This window comes from Streptomyces sp. NPDC046308, assembly GCF_055588065.1.
In genome coordinates, this window is the sequence record NZ_JBVJFB010000002.1 from 1,049,227 (window position 1) to 1,067,678 (window position 18,452).

The window sequence follows — 18,452 nt, forward strand, 5'->3', positions numbered from 1 at the left end:
CGTACGTGCGTCCGTACGGGGACTGCCTACTGAGCGGCGTTCAGGATCTCGCGCGCCAGCTTCGCGGTCTCGGTCGGCGTCTTGCCGACCTTCACGCCGGCGGCCTCGAGGGCCTCCTTCTTGGCCTGCGCGGTGCCGGAGGAGCCGGAGACGATGGCGCCGGCGTGGCCCATGGTCTTGCCCTCGGGGGCGGTGAAGCCCGCGACGTAACCGACGACCGGCTTGGTGACGTTCTTCGCGATGAAGTCCGCCGCACGCTCCTCGGCGTCGCCGCCGATCTCGCCGATCATGACGATCAGCTCGGTCTCCGGGTCGGCCTCGAAGGCCTCCAGGGCGTCGATGTGCGTGGTGCCGATGACCGGGTCGCCACCGATGCCGACGGCGGAGGTGAAGCCGATGTCACGCAGCTCGTACATCATCTGGTAGGTCAGCGTGCCCGACTTGGACACGAGACCGATCTTGCCGGGCTTGGTGATGTCGCCCGGGATGATGCCGGCGTTGGACTGGCCGGGGGTGATCAGACCCGGGCAGTTCGGGCCGATGATCCGGGTCTTGTTGCCCTTGGCGGTCGCGTACGCCCAGAAGGCGGCGGAGTCGTGCACCGCGATGCCCTCGGTGATGACGACGGCCAGCGGGATCTCGGCGTCGATCGCCTCGACCACGGCGGCCTTGGCGAAGGCCGGCGGGACGAAGAGGACGGAGACGTTGGCGCCCGTCTTCTCCATCGCCTCGGCGACGGAGCCGAAGACCGGGACCTCGGTGCCGTCGAAGTCGACGGTGGTGCCGGCCTTGCGCGGGTTCACGCCGCCGACGATGTTGGTGCCGTCAGCCAGCATCAGCTTGGTGTGCTTCATGCCCGTGGCACCGGTCATGCCCTGGACGATGACCTTGCTGTCCTTGTTGAGGAAGATAGCCATGTGAGTCTGTGACCTCTGCCCTTACTTCGCAGCCGCGAGCTCGGCGGCCTTGTCGGCCGCGCCGTCCATGGTGTCCACGCGCTGGACCAGCGGGTGGTTGGCGTCCGAGAGGATCTTGCGACCCAGCTCGGCGTTGTTGCCGTCGAGACGGACGACGAGGGGCTTGGTGACCTCTTCGCCCTTGTCCTTCAGCAGCTGCAGCGCCTGGACGATGCCGTTGGCGACCTCGTCGCAGGCGGTGATGCCACCGAAGACGTTGACGAAGACGGACTTGACGTCCGGGTCGCCGAGGATGATCTCGAGACCGTTGGCCATGACGGCGGCGGAGGCGCCACCGCCGATGTCCAGGAAGTTGGCGGGCTTGACGCCACCGTGGTTCTCGCCGGCGTAGGCGACGACGTCGAGGGTGCTCATGACGAGACCCGCGCCGTTGCCGATGATGCCGACCTCACCGTCGAGCTTGACGTAGTTGAGGTTCTTCGCCTTGGCGGCGGCCTCGAGCGGGTTCGCGGCCGCGTGGTCCACGAACTCCTCGTGGCCCGGCTGACGGAACTCGGCGTTCTCGTCGAGCGAGACCTTGCCGTCGAGCGCGATGACGTCGCCGGAGGCGACCTTCGCGAGCGGGTTGACCTCGACGAGGAGCGCGTCCTCGGCGATGAAGGTCGCCCACAGGGTCACGAGGACCTCGGCGACCTTCTCGGCGACCTCGGCCGGGAACTGCGCCAGCGCGACGATCTCGCGGGCCTTCTCGATGGTCACGCCCTCGTTGGCGTTCACCGGGACCTTGGCGAGCTTCTCCGGGGTCTCCTCGGCGACCTGCTCGATGTCCATGCCGCCCGCGACCGACGCCATGGCGAGGAAGGTGCGGTTGGTGCGGTCGAGGAGGTACGAGACGTAGTACTCCTCGAGGATCTCGGGAGCCGTCTCGGCGATCATCACCTTGTGGACCGTGTGGCCCTTGATGTCCATGCCCAGGATGTCCGTCGCACGGGCGACGGCCTCGTCCGGGGTGGCGGCCAGCTTCACGCCACCGGCCTTGCCGCGGCCGCCGACCTTCACCTGCGCCTTGACGACCGACTTGCCGCCCAGCCGCTCGGTGGCCTCGCGAGCCGCCTCAGGCGTGTCGATGACTTCACCGGCCAGCACCGGTACACCGTGCTTGGCGAAGAGGTCCCTCGCCTGGTACTCGAACAGGTCCACGCGCGTCCGTCCCTTGTCTTTTTTAAAGATTCGCAGTGATTCGCGGTTGTCTGCTATCTGCGTGGGCGTGCCGCGGAGGGCAACGTGACGGCGCTGTCACAAGGAAGGCGCACACGGTGACCGTGGACGCGGCATGTCCGTCCCGCAGGTTATCCCCGCGGGCCATAGGTCCCTAAATCGCAGATCACACCTGAGCGGTGATACCTGTCACAGATCGCCTCACGGTTGAACTGGAAGTTCGTGCGATTCACCCATTCACACAAGGGACCGGGACGGGGCCCTCAGGGTGTCGGCAGGGGCCTCTTCTCCAGCGCCGCGGCCATCACCTCCGGGAACAGGTCGGGGGTGCAGGCGAAGGCCGGCGCGCCGAGCGCCGCGAGGGCGGCGGCGTGCTCGCGGTCGTAGGCCGGGGCTCCCTCGTCGGACAGGGCGAGCAGGGTCACGAACTCGACCCCCGCCCCCTTCATCGCGGCGACCCGCTTGAGCATCTCGTTGCGGATGCCTCCCTCGTAGAGGTCGCTGATCAGGACGACGACGGTGTCGGCGGGCCGGGTGATCTTCGACTGGCAGTAGGCGAGGGCGCGGTTGATGTCCGTGCCGCCGCCCAGCTGGGTGCCGAAGAGGACGTCGACCGGGTCGTCGAGCTGGTCGGTGAGGTCCACGACGGCGGTGTCGAAGACGACGAGGCGGGTCGCGATCGAGCGCATCGAGGCCAGCACCGCGCCGAAGACGGAGGCGTAGACGACGGAGGCCGCCATCGAACCCGACTGGTCGATGCAGAGGATCACCTCCTTCTTCACCGATTGCGCCGCACGGCCGTACCCGATCAGCCGCTCGGGGACGACGGTGCGGTACTCGGGCAGGTAGTTCTTGAGGTTGGCCCGGATCGTGCGGTCCCAGTCGATGTCGTGGTGGCGGGGCCGGCTGATCCGCGCGGAGCGGTCGAGGGCGCCCGTCAGCGTCGCCCGGGTCCGCGCCGCGAGCTTCTTCTCCAGCTGCTCGACCACCGTGCGGACCACGGCCCGCGCCGTCTCCTTGGTCGTCTCGGGCATCGCCTTGTTCAACGAGAGGAGCGTGCCCACGAGGTGCACGTCCGGTTCCACCGCCTCCAGCATCTCCGGTTCCAGCAGCAGCGCGGACAGGCCGAGCCGCTCGATCGCGTCGCGCTGCATCACCTGGACCACGGAGCTGGGGAAGTACGTGCGGATGTCCCCGAGCCAGCGCGCCACGTTCGGCGCGGACCCGCCGAGCCCCGCCGACCGTGCCCCCGATCCCTTGCGGGACCCCCCGTCGCCCCCGTACAGCGCACCGAGCGCGGCATCCATCGCCGCGTCCCGCCCGGCGAGCGCACACCCGGTCCCCTCGGCCTCGCCCCCACCGAGCACCATCCGCCACCGCCGCAACCGCTCGCCTCCGGCGAGGTCCGCCGTGGCCTGCGCCCTGTCCATACCGCTCATCCGCCTGTCCCCCACCACTAGTCGCATCCACACAATCCAGCCCTGCTGCACCCTCCAGCCCCGCAGCACCCTCCAGCCCCGCCGGCGTTTGAGGCGCGGGGTCCGGGGCGGAGCCCCGATCTTTCAGCCCCGCCGGCGTTTGAGGCGCGGGGGCCCGGGGGCAGAGCCCCCGCAACGGCGCCGCACCTCACCCGGCGAGCAGCATCCGCACCAGCCCCACCACCGCGTCCGCCCGCTCCGGGTCCAGCTCGGGACCGAAACCGGCGGGCGCCAGGCCCGGCACGGCCGCGGCGGCGGCGCCGCCCGGCCCGCGCCGCACCAGCTCGCCCAGGCTCCGCCTCACCCCCGACTCGTACGCCCCGAAGGTCCTGCGCAGCAGCGGGAGTACGTCCGTGAAGGCTCGCTCCGGCACCCCCACCAGCCAGGTGTCGATGAGCCCCAGCAGCCGGTCGTCGTGGACCAGCAGCGTGCCCCCGCCCGAGCTCCCGCCCGCGAAGCCCTCGATCCAGCCCGCCGCGTCGGCCGGAGGGGTGGCGGGGGACAGCGCGAGCCCCATCAACCGCGCCGTCTCCTCGGCCGGCAGCCGCCCGTCGTCGAGGAGCAGCCTGGCCGCCCGGCCGCGTATGACGCCCGGCACGGTGTCCCGGCCGGCCAGCGTCCGCAGCACCGCGGACCAGCGCTCCCGCAGCCCCTCGTCGGTGTCGGCCAGCAGCGCCACCGCCCCGTGCACCCCGTCCACGTGGCCCCGCAGCTCCGTCGCCGCGTCGGCGTCCAGGCCGGCCGCGCAGGCGGGCGGCAGCGCCACGCATATCCGCTCCGCGAGCCCGGCCGCGACCGTGCCCAGCGCCGTCGCGTCGGTGCCGCGCACGTCCCCGTACCGCAGCGAACGGGCCAGCGCGGGCAGGGCCTTGGCGAGCCGCGCCACGTCGGTGTCCAGGGCGGCCCGGTCCGCGAGGGCCCGCAGTACCGCGGGCAGCGCCTCGGACAGTCCGGCGAGCAGGCACCGCTCGGCGAGCGCCGTCACCTCGCCCAGCTCCTCGGCTCCGGTCGCGTCGGCCTCGGCCTTGGCGGTGGCCGCCGCGAGGACGGTGGTGCCCCAGATCCCGGCCTCGGCGACCCGCACCGACAGTTCGGGCTCCCACCGCAGCCGCCAGGTCTCGCGGAAGGTCCCGGTGCTGCCGCGGGAGGCGGTCGGGGTGCCCCATCCGATGCCGAGCAGCCGCAGCCGGTGGAGCAGCAGGGACTTCGCCGTGTCGGTGTCCTTGCGCAGGTCCAGTTCCAGTTCTCGGTCCTGCGCCTCGGCCTTGAGCCGCAGCGAGCGCTGCTGCCGTGTGAGGTCCCGCTGGAGCGGTACGACGGGCGCGGCGTCCGGGACCGCGCCGAGTACGTCGCCGACCACCAAGCGGTCCTCGATCAGCGCGAGCGGTATGTCGGAGCCGTCGCACATCACCGCCCGGACCGCTTCGAGGGTCTCCGTCAGGCCGGGCAGGGGCCGTCCCCGCATCACGGCGAGGGTCTCGGCCAGCCGGACCGCCTCGATGACGTGCGCCGAGGAGACCTGACGGTCCTCCGCGCGCAGCAGGCCGGCGACCTTGGTCAGCCACCGCTCGACGGGCCGGTCCCGGGCCTCGAAGAGGTGGGCGTACCAGCCGGGCGAGGTGATCCCGGCGCCGTACCCGCCGGCCCGGGCGAGCCGCCGGTGGGTCCACGGCACCCAGGTGGTCTCCACCTTGACCTTCGGCAGGCCGCCGAGCAGTGCCTTGTCGGCGGCCACGGTGGTCTTCGCCCGCAGCGCGGGGACGTGCCAGGCCCCGCAGACGACGGCGTACGCGTCGCCGAACTCCCGGCGGGCGGCCCGCATCCGCTGCCGCATGTACGCCTCGCGCACCAGGTCGCGGTGGTGGCCGCCGTCGCCGTACGCCTCGCGCAGGGCTCCCATGGCCTCCCCGAGCGCCTCGAACGCGCCGAGCACCTCCTCCCCCGCGCCCCCGGTGCCGCCGGCGCCCCGGTGTTCCACCACGTCCTCCCACCAGCGTTCGGGATCGTCGTACCCGGCGGTCTCGGCCAGCACCGCGAGGGGGTCCACCCGGACCGCCTCGGGCTCGGCCCGGTCCGCGCCGGGCTCCGCCGCCGCCAGCGAGTGCGCGGCCGGCAGGTCCATGAACCGCACCGGTACGCCGGCCTGTTGCGCCCAGCGGATCGCCACCCATTCCGGGGAGAAGTCGGCGAGCGGCCAGAACGCGGCCCGGCCGGGGTCGTCCGCGGCGTGCGCGAGCAGCGCCACGGGCGGCCGCATCCCGGGGTCGGCGGCCAGCGCGAGCAGCGCGTCCCCCTCCGGCGGACCCTCGACGAGCACGGCCGCCGGGCGGGCCGCGTCGAGCGCCGCCCGCACCGCGCGGGCCGAGCCGGGCCCGTGGTGCCGTACGCCCAGCAGCAGCGGGCCCCGTGGGCTCCGGCTCATACCGTCACCTCCCGGCAGGCCCGGTAGAAGTCCTTCCAGCCGTCGCGCTCGCGGACCACGGCCTCCAGGTACTCCTGCCAGACCACCTTGTCGGCGGCCGGGTCGCGGACCACGGCGCCGAGGATGCCGGCGGCCACGTCGGAGGGGCGCAGCACGCCGTCCCCGAAGTGGGCGGCCAGGGCCAGGCCGCCGGTGACGACGGAGATGGCCTCGGCGGTGGACAGGGTGCCGCTGGGCGACTTCACCTTCGTACGGCCGTCGCCGGTGACTCCGTCGCGCAGCTCGCGGAAGACGGTGACGACCCGGCGGATCTCCTCCAGGCCCTCGGGGGCGGCCGGCAGGTCGAGGGCGCGGCCCATCTGGTCGACGCGGCGGGCCACGATGTCGACCTCCGCGTCGGCGGTGGCGGGCAGCGGCAGCACCACCGTGTTGAAGCGGCGGCGCAGCGCGCTGGAGAGCTCGTTGACCCCGCGGTCGCGGTCGTTGGCGGTGGCGATGAGGTTGAAGCCGCGCACGGCCTGCACCTCTTCGCCGAGCTCCGGTATCGGCAGCGTCTTCTCGGACAGGACGGTGATGAGGGTGTCCTGGACGTCGGCGGGGATGCGGGTGAGCTCCTCGACGCGGGCGGTCATGCCCTCGGCCATGGCCCGCATGACGGGGCTGGGGACGAGGGCCTCGCGGCTGGGGCCGTGGGCGAGGAGGCGGGCGTAGTTCCAGCCGTACCGGATGGCCTCCTCCGGGGTGCCGGCGGTGCCCTGGACGAGGAGGGTGGAGTCCCCGCTGACGGCGGCGGCGAGGTGTTCGGACACCCAGGTCTTGGCGGTGCCGGGGACGCCGAGCAGGAGCAGCGCGCGGTCGGTGGCCAGGGTGGTGACGGCGACCTCGACGATGCGGCGCGGGCCCACGTACTTGGGTGTGATGACCGTGCCGTCGTCGAGCGTGCCGCCCTGCAGGTACGTGGCGACGGCCCACGGGGAGAGCTTCCAGCGGGCCGGACGGGGCCGGTCGTCGGCGGCCGCGAGGGCTTTCAGTTCGTGTCCGAAGGCGTCTTCGGCGTGCGGTCGCAGCACTTCGGCCGGGCGTTCGTTCTCGGGCGTGGTCATGGTCCCCCTCCAAGGCTCGGCAGCCGCTTCCGACTGCTGCATCCACGGTGCACCACGCCACTGACAACGGGCCTTGCTCACCGCGTCGTTGCAGGTCAGGACGATTGTCAGTGGGGGTCTCTACGGTGGAACACATGACTGAGCAGGGGGTCCGCTGGACAGCGGAACAGGTACTGGCTCTGGCTCCTGACGGTGCCTCACGCACAGCGGGGAGCAGACTCGGCGGGGCGGGTCCGTGGTCGCAGATCGGAGGTTCCGCTTCCGGTTCTGTGTGGGGGTTGTGCAAGGGCAGCGGCAGCAAGCCGTACCGGACGGTCGTGGACCTGGCCGGACCGGCCTACAAGTGCTCCTGCCCCAGCCGGAAGTTCCCGTGCAAGCACGCGCTGGGACTGCTGCTGCTCTGGTCCGCCGAGGGGGTCGGCGAGCCGGGAGAGGCGCCGGACTGGGCCGCGCAGTGGCTGGCGGACCGGGCGGCCAAGGCCGCGCGCCCCGCCACGGGGGCGGGCGGCCCGGTGGACGAGGAGGGGGCGCGCAAGCGGGCCGAGCGGCGGGCGGCCCGCGTCGGCGGGGGCGTCACCGAGCTGGAACAGCGGCTGGCCGATCTGGTGCGCGGCGGTCTCGCGGGCCAGGAACAGACCGGTTACGCGGGATGGGAGGAGACCGCGGCCCGGATGGTCGACGCGCAGGCACCCGGACTGGCCGCGCGGGTCCGCGAGTTGGGGACGATACCCAGTTGCGGCCCGGGCTGGCCCGCCCGGATGCTGGAGGAGGCGGCGCTGCTGCACCTGCTGGACCGGGCCTGGCTGGGGGTGGCCGGGCTGCCGGAACAGCTGGCGGCGACGGTGCGCAGCCGGGTGGGACTGCCGGCCTCCGGGGAGGGGGAGGCCGTACGGGACCGCTGGCTGGTGCTGGCCCAGTACGACTCGGTGTCACCGGACGGCCGGCTCACCACCCGCCGGACATGGCTGCGCGGACTGCAGGGCGGACGGCCCGCCCTGGTACTGGACTTCGGGCCGCCCGGGCGGCCGCCGGGTCTGTCGCTGCCGGTCGGGCTGGTGCTGGAGGCGGAGGTCCGCTTCCGGCCCGGATCGGCGGGGCTGCGGGCGGACCTCGGGGAGAGATTTTCGGCGGCCGTTCCGTGCGCCGGGGTTCCGGCCGGGGTGAGCACGGGGGCGGCACTGGAGGCATACGGGACGGCGCTGCGGGAGGACCCGTGGTTGGAGTCCTGGCCGGTGGTGCTCGGCCCGGTGGTCCCGATACCGGGCGAGCTCGGCTGGCAACTGGCGGACGCGGAGGGCACCAGTGCCCTGCCGGTGCCCCTCACCGGGGCCGGCAGCCGTTCCCGCTCGGGCCTGTGGCAGCTGGCCGCGTTGTCGGGCGGGGGCCCGGTGACGGTCTTCGGTGAGTGCGGCCACCGCGGCTTCACCCCGCTGACGGCCTGGCAGCCGGACTCTCCCGAGCCGGTCGCCCTGTCCTGAGCGCGGGCTGACAACACCACACACAGCAGGGGGCCTGGGGGGACGTATGCCGTCACACAGGGACGGCGGGGAGGGAACGCGCGACGCCGGGGGCCGTCGCACGCGGCACGACGAGGTGGCGGCGCGGGGGCGCCGGCGCTGTGACGACGAGAAGCCGGGGGGCTTGCGATGAACGACAACCACGCCAGTTGAGCGCAGTACACGAAGGCATGACAGCCCCGGTCCCGCGGAGGGGGCGGGACCGGGGCGCAGGACGCGAAGAAGGACGAGCGGCGAGGGAGGGGCCCGATGAGCAAGGGTGACGAGGGATACGGGGAGTGGGAGGAGCTGGTCGGCGCCGCACTGCTGGGCACCGACCGGCGCCGGGCCGCAGGCCCGGCCGGCTCGCCGGAGACGCTGCTGGACGCGGCGGCCGTGCACGCCGTACGGCGCAGAGCCGGGCTGCGGCCGGCCGCGGCGGGCCCGCGTCCGCGGCCCGCGCCCCGCGATCCGCGCCCGGCTCCACCGGAGGCGGCCGGCCGCCGGCTCGCCCAGCTGCTCGCCGACCGGACGGCCGCGGGCAGCGGCGGCGGTCGGCGCGGGGCCGCCCCGGACCTGACGGAGCTGCTGCCCCAGTGGCTGGCCGCGGCCGGCCGGTACGGCTACCGTGCGCCGGCCGCCCTGGTCCCGGCGCTGCTGGACGCGGCCCGGGCCCGGACGGACCTGCGTCCGCAGGCACTGGCCCTGGCCGGCCCGCGCGGGCTGTGGCTGGCCCGGCTGAATCCCGACTGGCGGTTCGCCCTGCGCGGCGGGGCGGGCGGCGCGGGGGACCTGCCCGCGGCGACCGACCAGGCCGGGGTCGAACGGCTCTGGCAGGAGGGGCTGTTCGCCGAGCGGGTGGCGCTGCTCGGCGCCGTACGGGCCCAGGAGGCGGCGGCCGCGACGCGGCTGCTCGCGACGACCTGGGCCACCGAGCGGGCCGAGGACCGGCTGATGTTCCTCGATTCGCTTCGGGTGGGGCTGTCGGAGGAGGACGAGCCTTTCCTGGAGGCGGCACTGGGCGACCGCAGCCGCAACGTCCGCGTGACGGCCGCCGAACTGCTGTCGGCTCTGCCGCGATCGGCCCTGGCCGGCCGGATGGCGCAGCGCGCCCTGGCCTGCGTGGGCCCGGAGGGGGTGACCCCGCCGGCCGAGTGCGATGCGGGCATGCTCCGCGACGGGGTGGTCAAGCGGCCGCCCGCAGGACGCGGGGAGCGGGCCTGGTGGCTCGGCCAGATCGTGGAGGCGGCGCCGCTGTCGTGCTGGCGGGAGCGGTTCGGGGGGCTCGGCCCGGCGGAGATCGTGGCGCTGCCGGCCGCCGAGGGCGAGGGATGGACGGAGGAACTGCACGCGGCGTGGTGCCGGGCGGCGGTGCGTCAGCGCGACGCGGCGTGGTCGCGGGCCCTGCTCGGCCCGCCGTCCGCATCGCCCGCGGCGGGTCCGGGCACGGCTTCGCTCGCGGAGCGGGCCAAGCTGCTGGAGACCCTGCCGGACGCCGAGCGGGCGGAGTGGGTCGCCGGGTTCATACGGGCCCACGGGCTGTCGGAGGCGTTCCAGCTGCTCGGGGTGTGCGTCGTGCCGTGGGCGGGGGCGCTGGGCCGGGCGGTGGTGGACGCGCTGGACATGGCCCGCGAGGCCGGCAGCTATCCCTGGAGCTTCAGCGGGGTGATGGGCCTGGCCGAACGCTGCCTCGATCCTGCGGAGGCCGGCCGGCTGGAGGCCCTGACCGCGGCCACGGAGGAGCCGCCGGACGCGTCTCCCGGCGCGGCGGCGTACTGGGCCGAGGCCTTTCAGCGGCTGGTGGCCACGCTTCGGCTGCGCGCCGCCATGCTTTCCGAGCTGGCACCGGCCGCCTGATCCCTCCCGGGGGGGGGCTGGGCGGTCCGGCGCGGCTCGACGATCTGGGCTGCGCCCCGGACCCTCCCCCTGACTCCGTCCGGGGGGATTCCCACGCCTCGAACGCCGGCGGGGGCCGGAGGGGTGCGGCGGGTCCGGGCACAGCCCGGCGACTACTGCCGGACGTTCGCCCGGACCCAGTCCACGATGGACGTCGTCGTCGCGCCCGGGGTGAAGATCTCGGCCACGCCCTTCTCCTTGAGGGGGGCGATGTCGTCCTCCGGGATGATGCCGCCGCCGAAGACCTGGATGTCCTCCGCGTCGCGCTCCTTGAGGAGTTCCAGCACGCGCGCGAACAGCGTGTTGTGGGCGCCGGAGAGGATCGAGAGGCCGATCGCGTCGGCGTCCTCCTGAATGGCGGTGTCCACGATCTGCTCGGGGGTCTGGTGGAGGCCGGTGTAGATGACCTCCATGCCCGCGTCCCGCAGCGCCCGCGCGATCACCTTGGCCCCGCGGTCGTGGCCGTCGAGACCCGGCTTGGCCACCACCACACGGATCGGACCGGTCACACCCATCGCACTGCCTCCCGAGTGAACGAACGTTAAGTACAGCATCGCGCACGCCACCGTTTCGCGGTCAATCACGAGGGGGAAATCACACGTGGGACGGCATTGCGCCACCGCGCCGACAGCCGCACGGCACGGTGGCGCAAGAGCCCCGGGTCCCAAGAGGCTCAGGGGAGGCCGTCGATGGGGCTGTACATACCCGTGTCCATGCCCGCGTCCATGCCCGTGTCCATGGCCTTGTCCGGTGCTGCCCTGCGGGCCGGCGCGCTGGAGGTGGTGGTGCTCGGCGGGCACCTCCTCCTGTATCCGACCGGAGTGCGCCAGGAAAAGGTGACCGCCGCCGCGCCCGCGACACGCCCGCCCGTCCTCCTCCTCCACGGCTTCACCGACAACCGGTCCGTCTTCGTGCTCCTGCGCCGCGCCCTCGGGGCGGGCGGACTGCGGCACGTGGAGGCGTACAACTACTCCCTTTTCACCCTCGACCTGCGCGTCACCGCCCGCCATCTCGCCCGGCGTGTCGAGGAACTGTGCGAGCGCACCGGGCAGGAAAGGGTGGACCTGGTCGGGCACAGCCTCGGCGGGCTGGTCGGCCGGTACTACGTGCAGCGCCTCGGCGGCGACGCCCGGGTACGGACCCTCGTCACCCTCGGCACCCCGCACTCCGGCACGCGGGTCGCACCCTTCATGGACGCGCACCCACTGGTGCGGCAGATGCGCCCGGACTCCGAGGTGCTGGCCGAACTGGCCGCGCCCGCGCCCGGATGCGCCACGCGGTGCGTGGCGTTCTGGAGCGAGTTCGACGCGTTGATGTCTCCCGTTGGAACCGCGCGGATCGAGCATCCGGATCTGCTCGTGGAGAACGTGCAGGTCACCGGGATCGGGCACCTCGCGCTGCCCGCGCACCCCGCCGTCATCGCGGCGGTCCGGCGCGTCCTCGACGGGCCCGGTCCGGCCGCCGTCGCGGGCTCGGAGGCCGCTTCCGTCGCCTAGCCGCCAGGCGGCCTCCAGTCGAACGAATTTCGAACTCAAGGCCAAGGGTGCGTCTTTCGGCGACCGAAAGGCGGCCGAATGCCCGGTTCCGGCAATCTCGAGACCCGGCGAAGATTGTCGTTGCGAGTAACCGACGGGTACAGTCACGCCACTGCTCTCCTCCGGTGAACCACGCGTTCCCGGCCACCCAGGCCCCACTGCCGAGGCGAAAGAGAAGTTGGTGAACGACCGCCCCTCGTCGGGCCAGTACCCGGATGCCGGGTATGACGGCCTTACCACCACCACTTTCGCTGGTGACTCGACCTACGTTTCCTATGAAACGCAGGGCCAGGGGGTCAACTACGCCGCCTACGGCTCCTATGAGACCGGCGCGTACGACACCACCGCGTGGACCTCGCAGGACCCTTACCTGTCCACGATCCCGTCCCAGGCCGCACCCGAGGACACCACCGGGACCTGGGACGCGAGCGCCTGGAACACGCAGGGGGCTGACTACTCCGGCTACACCGCGTACCAGCCGGCCTCCTTCGGCCACGACGCCTCCGGCGAGCAGACCGGGCACTGGGCGATGCCGGGCTACGGCACCACCGGCACCGAGACCGGCGCCTACGACGCCACCGCCTGGAACACCGCCACGGAGACCCCGGCCCAGCCCCAGCCCCAGCCCGAGGCGGCGTACCCGTACGAGTACGAGTACCAGCCCGCGCAGCAGCAGCAGCCGCAGGCACAGGAGTACGCGTACGGGACGGCCTCCTTCGGCTACGACGCCGGGACCCAGGCCGGAACCGACGCGTACGCCGACGGCTACAGCCAGACCGCGGTCTTCGATGTGCTCTCCGACGCGAGCACCGAGGCACCCGAGGCGTCCCTGGCGTCCGAGGTCCACGAGCTGCCCGAGGTCCACGAACTCCACTCCGCGCACGAGGTCCACGACCTCCCCACGCAGGCCATGCCCGTGACCGCCGCTCCGCGCGCCGCACGCCGGACCGCCGCCAAGGGCAACGCCAAGGCCGCCGGCAACAGCCGTCGCCGCACCCCGGCGAAGCGTTCCGCCCTGCTGACCGTGGCCGTGCCCTCCGCGTGCGTGATGGGCGTCGCGGGCGTGGCGGCCGCGTCCGTCGGCGGGCTCACCGACACGGACAAGCCCGCGCAGGACACCACCACGATGGCCGCGCCCGACCCGGCCTCGGTGAAGCCCGTCGCGGCGAACACCAAGCTCGACACCCAACTGGTCGCGCTCAGCGCCGACGCGGGCGATTTCGCGGACCGCGCGAGCCGCACGCAGGAACGCATCGACCTGCGCGAACGCCAGGAAGAGGAAAAGAAGAAGAAGGCGGAGGAGGCCGCGGCCAAGGAGGCCGCCCGCCCCAAGTTCGCCATCCCCGTCACGCAGCAGGGCCTGAGCGCCAACTTCGGCCAGGCCGGCGGCATGTGGATGTCCGTGCACACCGGCATCGACTTCCCGGTCTCCTACGGAACGCCGGTCATGGCCGCCACCGACGGCACCGTGCGCACCCAGTACAACAGCGCCTACGGGAACATGGCCATAGTGACCGCGCCCGACGGCACCGAGACCTGGTACTGCCACCTCAGCTCCACCAAGATCCGTGGCGGCAAGGTCAAGGCGGGCGACGTCATCGCCTACTCCGGCAACTCGGGCAACTCCACGGGCCCGCACCTCCACTTCGAGGTCCGTCCCGGCGGCGGCTCCGCGATCGACCCGCTGGCGTGGCTCCGCTCGCACGGCCTGGACCCGACGTAACCAGCCGTCAGAGCCCGACGGTGACCAGCCGGCAAGGCCTGGCCTGATGACGGCCGGGCCCCACCTCCTCGCCGAGCCCGGCATCCTCCCCGGGCCCGGCCCGCGCCGCTAGAGCTTCTGCACCGGCGCGTAACGCAGCAGCAGCCGCTTGGGCTTGTCGTCCCCGAAGTCGATGGTGGCCTGCGCGTCCGCGCCCGCTCCCTTGACCTCCATGACGGTGCCGAGCCCGAACTGGTCGTGCGTGACCCGGTCCCCGACCACCAGGGCGATGACCGGCTTGTCCGCGGCCCGCCGCGTCGCGAACCCGGACGGGCCCGACTTCGTACGCGACGAGGACAGGAACGCCTCGGGCGAGGTGCCGAAGGTCGCCCGCCCCGAAGCGGAAGACCCGTAGCCGGAGCTCCGCATCGGTCCCGCCGGCTTCTGCGTGGCGCCCGTCCGCTTCCACTGGAGGTACTCGGGCGGGATCTCCTCGAGGAACCGCGACGGCGGGTTGTACGAGGGCGTGCCCCAGGCGCTGCGCATGCTGGAGCGCGTGAGGTACAGCCGCTCGCGGGCGCGCGTGATGCCGACGTAGGCGAGGCGGCGCTCCTCCTCCAGCTCCTTGGTCTGGCCCAGCGCGCGCATGTGCGGGAAGACCCCGTCCTCCATGCCGGTCAGGAAGACCACCGGGAACTCCAGGCCCTTGGCGGTGTGCAGGGTCATCAGCGTGATGACGCCCGTGCCCTCGGTGTCCTCGTCGGGGATCTGGTCGGAGTCGGCGACGAGCGCGACCTGCTCCAGGAACTCGGCCAGGGTGCCGGGTCCGGGGGCCGGGGCTCCGCTCTCGGCCGCCTCGGCCGCCGCGGCCTCCCGCGCCTGCTCGAACTCCAGCGCCACCGCCGCCAGCTCCTGGAGGTTCTCGATCCGCGTCTCGTCCTGCGGGTCGGTCGACGCCTGCAGTTCCGCGAGGTAGCCGGTCCGCTCCAGGACCGCCTCCAGGACCACCGCCGGGCCCGCGCCCGAGTCGACGATCGTGCGCAGCTCCTCCATCAGCACGTTGAACCGCTTCACCGCGTTCGTCGAGCGGGCGGCCATGCCGAAGGCCTCGTCCACGCGCCGCAGCGCCTGCGGGAAGGTGATCTTCTCGCGCAGGGCGAGGGCGTCGATCATCGCCTCGGCGCGCTCGCCGATGCCGCGCTTGGGCGTGTTCAGGATCCGGCGGAGCGGGACGTTGTCCTCGGGGTTGGCGAGGACGCGCAGGTACGCGAGGACGTCGCGGACCTCCTTGCGCTCGTAGAAGCGGACGCCGCCGACGACCTTGTAGGGCAGTCCGACCCGGATGAAGATCTCCTCGAACACGCGGGACTGCGCGTTGGTCCGGTAGAAGATCGCGACGTCGCCCGCCTTGGCGTCGCCCGCGTCCGTCAGCCGGTCGATCTCGTCGGCGACGAACTGCGCCTCGTCGTGCTCGGTGTCCGCGACATAGCCGGTGATCACGGCGCCGCTGCCGGCCTCGGTCCACAGGTTCTTGGCGCGGCGGTTCTCGTTGCGCTCGATGACCGCGTTGGCGGCGGAGAGGATCGTCTGCGTGGAGCGGTAGTTCTGCTCCAGCAGGATCGTCGTCGCGTCCTTGTAGTCCTCTTCGAACTGGAGGATGTTGCGGATGGTGGCGCCACGGAAGGCGTAGATCGACTGGTCGGCGTCACCGACGACGCACAGTTCGGCCGGCGGCAGGTCCGGGTAGCCGGTGCCGACCAGCTCGCGCACGAGCGTGTACTGGGCGTGGTTGGTGTCCTGGTACTCATCGACCAGGACGTGCCGGAAGCGGCGCCGGTAGTGCTCGGCGACGTCGGGGAACGCCTGGAGCAGGTGCACCGTGGTCATGATGATGTCGTCGAAGTCGAGCGCGTTCGCCTCGCGCAGCCGCCCCTGGTACATCGCGTACGCCTGGGCGAGGGTCTTCTCGAACCCGTCGACGGCCTGGTCGGCGAAGGCCTCCTCGTCGATCAGCTCGTTCTTCAGGTTGGAGATCTTGGCGTTGAAGGACTTCGGCGGGAACTTCTTCGGGTCCAGGTCCAGGTCGCGGCAGACGAGCGCCATCAGGCGCTTCGAGTCCGCCGCGTCGTAGATGGAGAACGAGGAGGTGAAGCCGAGCCGCTTGGACTCGCGGCGCAGGATGCGGACGCACGCGCTGTGGAAGGTGGAGACCCACATGGCGTTGGCACGCGGGCCGACCAGGCTCTCGACGCGCTCCTTCATCTCGCCGGCGGCCTTGTTGGTGAAGGTGATCGCCAGGATCTGGCCGGGGTGGACGTTCCGCGCGGACAGCAGGTGTCCGATGCGGTGGGTCAGCACCCGGGTCTTGCCGGAGCCCGCGCCGGCCACGATGAGCAGCGGGGAGCCCGCGTGCACCACGGCCGCGGCCTGCTGCTCGTTCAGCCCGTGCAGGAGCGTCGCCGGGTCGATGACGGGCTTGGGGGCGCCGTCCCGGTAGTACGCGTCCCCGCTCATGGGCACGTCGAACCGCCCGCCGAAGAGATCGTCCGCGCCCGGTTCCGGGGCGCTGTGGTCCTCGGGCGGCGGCGGGACCTCGTCGGAGGGGGTGAGGTCCGCCAGGAAACTGTGGTCAAAGAGGCTGCTCATCGCATTCCGAGTCTAGGGGGCGGGACCGACAGGCCAGGACGAGTTCCAGCAGACCGGGGAAGCACTCGTCCAGATCGTCGCGGCGCAGCGCGAGGTAGAGCTTGCGGCCCCGGGGCCGCTGGCAGATCACTCCGCTCTCGCGCAGCGTCTTGAGGTGGTGCGTGACGCTCGATCTGGGCAGGTCGGGCACGACCTCGCCGCAGAACGCCTCCTCGCCGGAGGCCAGCTTGCGGACGATCTCCAGGCGCACGGGATGCCCGAGCGCGGCCAGCACCTCGACCAGGTCGATGCGGTCGGCGGCGGGGTGGGTCAGGTCAGCAGCGGCAGCCATGCCCCCACTGTACGCAGATCTCGTACGGACATGGACGGACCGTTCGCAGATCTCGTACAGTCTCCAATGACCGTACGGGATCTCCGTACGGTCATCCGGTCTCCCGCCCCAAGGACCGCTTCCCGGGCTGATCGGACCGCCCCGTACGCTCGTCCGCATGGACGTACTCATCAATGTCTTCGTCGGCCTCCACATCATCGGGATCGCCTCGCTGCTCGGCGGTTTCCTGACCCAGATGAAGGCGATGAGCGCGGGCACCGCCCGCTTCACCCCGGCCATGCTGCACGGCGCGCTCACCATGCTCGTGACGGGCGTACTGCTGGTCGGCTTCAACGAGATGGACGGCACGCCGGTCAACAACGTCAAGGTCGGCGTGAAGCTCGCGATCCTCTTCGTGATCCTCGCCCTCGTCTACGTCAAGCGCGACGAGGAGAAGGTCGAGAAGGCGATGTTCGGCGCGGTCGGCGGACTGACCGTGATCAATATCTTTATCGCCGTCCTCTGGCACTGACGGATAGCGATCCGCCACATCCGATCAGTTCGGATCATCTCGACATCGGCCCGTTACTTTCAGGTTTAGCGTCCTCCCCCAAGACCCAGCGTCAGCGACAGGGGAAGGACGTGAGGCCCCCGTGGCCAGTCATCGAAAGCCCAGGCAGCGCCCGCTCTCCGGCGGTACGGCACGGACCACCGCCGCCACCCTCGCCCTCGCGGGCGCTGCCACCGCCACCGCCTTCGAAGGCACCTCGCAGGCCGATCCCCGGCCCACCCCCTCCCAGGTCAAGGCGGAGGTGGACCGGCTCTACGAGGAGGCCGAGGCGGCGACCGAGCAGTACAACGGGGCGAAGGAGAAGGCCGACGAGGCCGAGCGCGCGCTGACCGGCCTGCGCGAGGAGACCGCCCGCAAGACCGACCAGCTCAACAGCGCCCGCAGCGCGCTCGGTACGCTCGCGGCCTCCCAGTACCGCAGCGGGACCCTGGGCACCGCCGTACAGCTCGCGCTGGCGGCCGACCCTCAGGAATACCTCTCCCAGGCCTCCTTCATCACCCGCGCCGGGGACCGCAACGCCGCCGGGATCAGCACCGTGCGCCGCCGCCTCGACGAGGTCGGGAAGCTCCGGGAGCAGGCCGCGGGACAGCTCGCCGACCTCCGCGCCAAGCAGGACGAACTCTCCGCGCACAAGGCCGTGATCGAGGACAAGCTCAGCGCCGCCAAGCGCCTGCTGGCCAAGCTCACCGCCGAGGAGCGCGCCGCCTACGAGGCCCAGACGCCCGCCGCCGCGCCCGCCGCCGCGCCCGCCGCCCCGCAGAGCAGCACCCCGCCACCTGCCTCCGACGGTTCCCGCGCGGCCCGCGCCGTGGCCTTCGCGTACGGGGCGATCGGGAAGCCGTACGTCTGGGGCGCGACGGGCCCGGGGTCCTTCGACTGCTCGGGCCTGACCCAGGCGGCCTGGCGCTCGGCCGGGGTCTCCCTGCCCCGCACCACCTACACCCAGATCAACTCCGGCCGGCGCGTGTCCCGCGACCAGCTGGCCCCCGGCGACCTGGTGTTCTTCTACTCCGGGGTGACCCACGTCGGCCTCTACGTCGGCAACGGCCAGATGATCCACGCCCCGCGCCCCGGGTCGACGGTCCGCCTGGCACCGGTCGACTCGATGCCCTGGGCCGGCGCCTCCCGCCCGGCGTGAGCGCAGGGGGCCCGGCGCGG

At 72.6% G+C, this 18,452-nt stretch carries 14 protein-coding genes; 6 read left to right on the forward strand and 8 right to left on the reverse strand.

Annotated features, from left to right (window positions below; genetic code table 11):
• Positions 1–26: 26 nt before the first annotated feature.
• The 5 genes from sucD to ACZ6JT_RS12220 all read right to left on the reverse strand — a co-directional run bounded on the left by sucD (position 27) and on the right by ACZ6JT_RS12220 (position 7,138).
• On the reverse strand, positions 27–917 hold the full coding sequence (gene sucD / locus ACZ6JT_RS12200) for a succinate--CoA ligase subunit alpha (protein ID WP_030710487.1): 891 nt from the start codon (positions 915–917) through the stop codon (positions 27–29).
• 21 nt (positions 918–938) lie between these two features.
• Positions 939–2,117, reverse strand: a complete 1,179-nt coding sequence (gene sucC / locus ACZ6JT_RS12205; RefSeq protein ID WP_030864234.1) for an ADP-forming succinate--CoA ligase subunit beta — start codon at positions 2,115–2,117, stop codon at positions 939–941.
• 281 nt (positions 2,118–2,398) lie between these two features.
• Positions 2,399–3,574 (reverse strand): VWA domain-containing protein, encoded by a 1,176-nt coding sequence (locus ACZ6JT_RS12210; protein ID WP_469209324.1) that lies wholly within the window; start codon positions 3,572–3,574, stop codon positions 2,399–2,401.
• Between the two features lie 187 nt (positions 3,575–3,761).
• Entirely contained in the window at positions 3,762–6,035 is a 2,274-nt protein-coding gene (locus ACZ6JT_RS12215) for a DUF5682 family protein (RefSeq protein WP_469209325.1), read from the reverse strand.
• Positions 6,032–7,138 carry an ATP-binding protein gene (locus tag ACZ6JT_RS12220; RefSeq protein ID WP_469209326.1) on the reverse strand — a complete coding sequence of 369 codons (1,107 nt, stop codon included), beginning with the start codon at positions 7,136–7,138 and terminating at the stop codon, positions 6,032–6,034. The genes ACZ6JT_RS12215 and ACZ6JT_RS12220 overlap by 4 nt, the downstream gene beginning before the upstream one ends.
• Before the next feature lie 134 nt (positions 7,139–7,272).
• On the opposite strand from ACZ6JT_RS12220, the gene ACZ6JT_RS12225 reads away from it, so the two are divergent.
• Positions 7,273–8,616, forward strand: a complete 1,344-nt coding sequence (locus tag ACZ6JT_RS12225; RefSeq protein ID WP_469209327.1) for an SWIM zinc finger family protein — start codon at positions 7,273–7,275, stop codon at positions 8,614–8,616.
• Positions 8,617–8,904: 288 nt separating this feature from the next.
• A complete protein-coding gene (locus ACZ6JT_RS12230) occupies positions 8,905–10,491 on the forward strand; it encodes a DUF5691 domain-containing protein (protein WP_469209328.1) in 1,587 nt (528 codons plus the stop codon).
• A 152-nt stretch (positions 10,492–10,643) separates the two neighbouring features.
• Here ACZ6JT_RS12230 and ACZ6JT_RS12235 read toward each other — a convergent pair whose 3' ends face one another.
• Positions 10,644–11,045: a cobalamin B12-binding domain-containing protein gene (locus ACZ6JT_RS12235; protein ID WP_469209329.1), complete on the reverse strand. Its 402-nt coding sequence runs from the start codon at positions 11,043–11,045 to the stop codon at positions 10,644–10,646.
• Between the two features lie 174 nt (positions 11,046–11,219).
• Between ACZ6JT_RS12235 and ACZ6JT_RS12240 the strand changes: the two genes are divergently transcribed.
• A complete protein-coding gene (locus ACZ6JT_RS12240; RefSeq protein WP_469209330.1) occupies positions 11,220–12,026 on the forward strand; it encodes an esterase/lipase family protein in 807 nt (268 codons plus the stop codon).
• 220 nt (positions 12,027–12,246) lie between these two features.
• Positions 12,247–13,788, forward strand: a complete 1,542-nt coding sequence (locus tag ACZ6JT_RS12245) for a M23 family metallopeptidase (protein ID WP_469209331.1) — start codon at positions 12,247–12,249, stop codon at positions 13,786–13,788.
• 108 nt (positions 13,789–13,896) lie between these two features.
• On the opposite strand, the gene pcrA is transcribed toward ACZ6JT_RS12245, so the two are convergent.
• Both pcrA and ACZ6JT_RS12255 read right to left on the reverse strand, forming a co-directional pair.
• Positions 13,897–16,413 (reverse strand): DNA helicase PcrA, encoded by a 2,517-nt coding sequence (gene pcrA / locus ACZ6JT_RS12250; RefSeq protein WP_469209332.1) that lies wholly within the window; start codon positions 16,411–16,413, stop codon positions 13,897–13,899.
• Complete coding sequence (locus tag ACZ6JT_RS12255; RefSeq protein ID WP_469209333.1) at positions 16,397–16,744, reverse strand: ArsR/SmtB family transcription factor; 348 nt, start codon at positions 16,742–16,744, stop codon at positions 16,397–16,399. Before ACZ6JT_RS12255 ends, pcrA begins: the two co-directional genes overlap by 17 nt.
• A 157-nt stretch (positions 16,745–16,901) precedes the next feature.
• On the opposite strand from ACZ6JT_RS12255, the gene ACZ6JT_RS12260 reads away from it, so the two are divergent.
• Both ACZ6JT_RS12260 and ACZ6JT_RS12265 read left to right on the forward strand, forming a co-directional pair.
• The gene (locus ACZ6JT_RS12260; RefSeq protein ID WP_351293423.1) at positions 16,902–17,255 is read left to right on the forward strand and encodes a hypothetical protein; all 354 of its coding nucleotides are present in this window, start codon (positions 16,902–16,904) and stop codon (positions 17,253–17,255) included.
• 121 nt (positions 17,256–17,376) lie between these two features.
• On the forward strand, positions 17,377–18,432 hold the full coding sequence (locus ACZ6JT_RS12265) for a C40 family peptidase (RefSeq protein WP_469209334.1): 1,056 nt from the start codon (positions 17,377–17,379) through the stop codon (positions 18,430–18,432).
• Positions 18,433–18,452: the final 20 nt, after the last annotated feature.

Excerpts from the sequence above, each read along its gene's own strand:
- sucD (WP_030710487.1), bottom strand. The coding sequence starts at position 917 with ATGGCTATCTTCCTCAACAAGGACAGCAAGGTCATCGTCCAGGGCATG.
- ACZ6JT_RS12210 (WP_469209324.1), bottom strand. The coding sequence starts at position 3,574 with ATGAGCGGTATGGACAGGGCGCAGGCCACGGCGGACCTCGCCGGAGGC.
- ACZ6JT_RS12215 (WP_469209325.1), bottom strand. The coding sequence starts at position 6,035 with ATGAGCCGGAGCCCACGGGGCCCGCTGCTGCTGGGCGTACGGCACCAC.
- ACZ6JT_RS12220 (WP_469209326.1), bottom strand. The coding sequence starts at position 7,138 with ATGACCACGCCCGAGAACGAACGCCCGGCCGAAGTGCTGCGACCGCAC.
- ACZ6JT_RS12225 (WP_469209327.1), top strand. The coding sequence starts at position 7,273 with ATGACTGAGCAGGGGGTCCGCTGGACAGCGGAACAGGTACTGGCTCTG.
- ACZ6JT_RS12230 (WP_469209328.1), top strand. The coding sequence starts at position 8,905 with ATGAGCAAGGGTGACGAGGGATACGGGGAGTGGGAGGAGCTGGTCGGC.
- ACZ6JT_RS12235 (WP_469209329.1), bottom strand. The coding sequence starts at position 11,045 with ATGGGTGTGACCGGTCCGATCCGTGTGGTGGTGGCCAAGCCGGGTCTC.
- ACZ6JT_RS12240 (WP_469209330.1), top strand. The coding sequence starts at position 11,220 with ATGGGGCTGTACATACCCGTGTCCATGCCCGCGTCCATGCCCGTGTCC.
- pcrA (WP_469209332.1), bottom strand. The coding sequence starts at position 16,413 with ATGAGCAGCCTCTTTGACCACAGTTTCCTGGCGGACCTCACCCCCTCC.
- ACZ6JT_RS12255 (WP_469209333.1), bottom strand. The coding sequence starts at position 16,744 with ATGGCTGCCGCTGCTGACCTGACCCACCCCGCCGCCGACCGCATCGAC.
- ACZ6JT_RS12260 (WP_351293423.1), top strand. The coding sequence starts at position 16,902 with ATGGACGTACTCATCAATGTCTTCGTCGGCCTCCACATCATCGGGATC.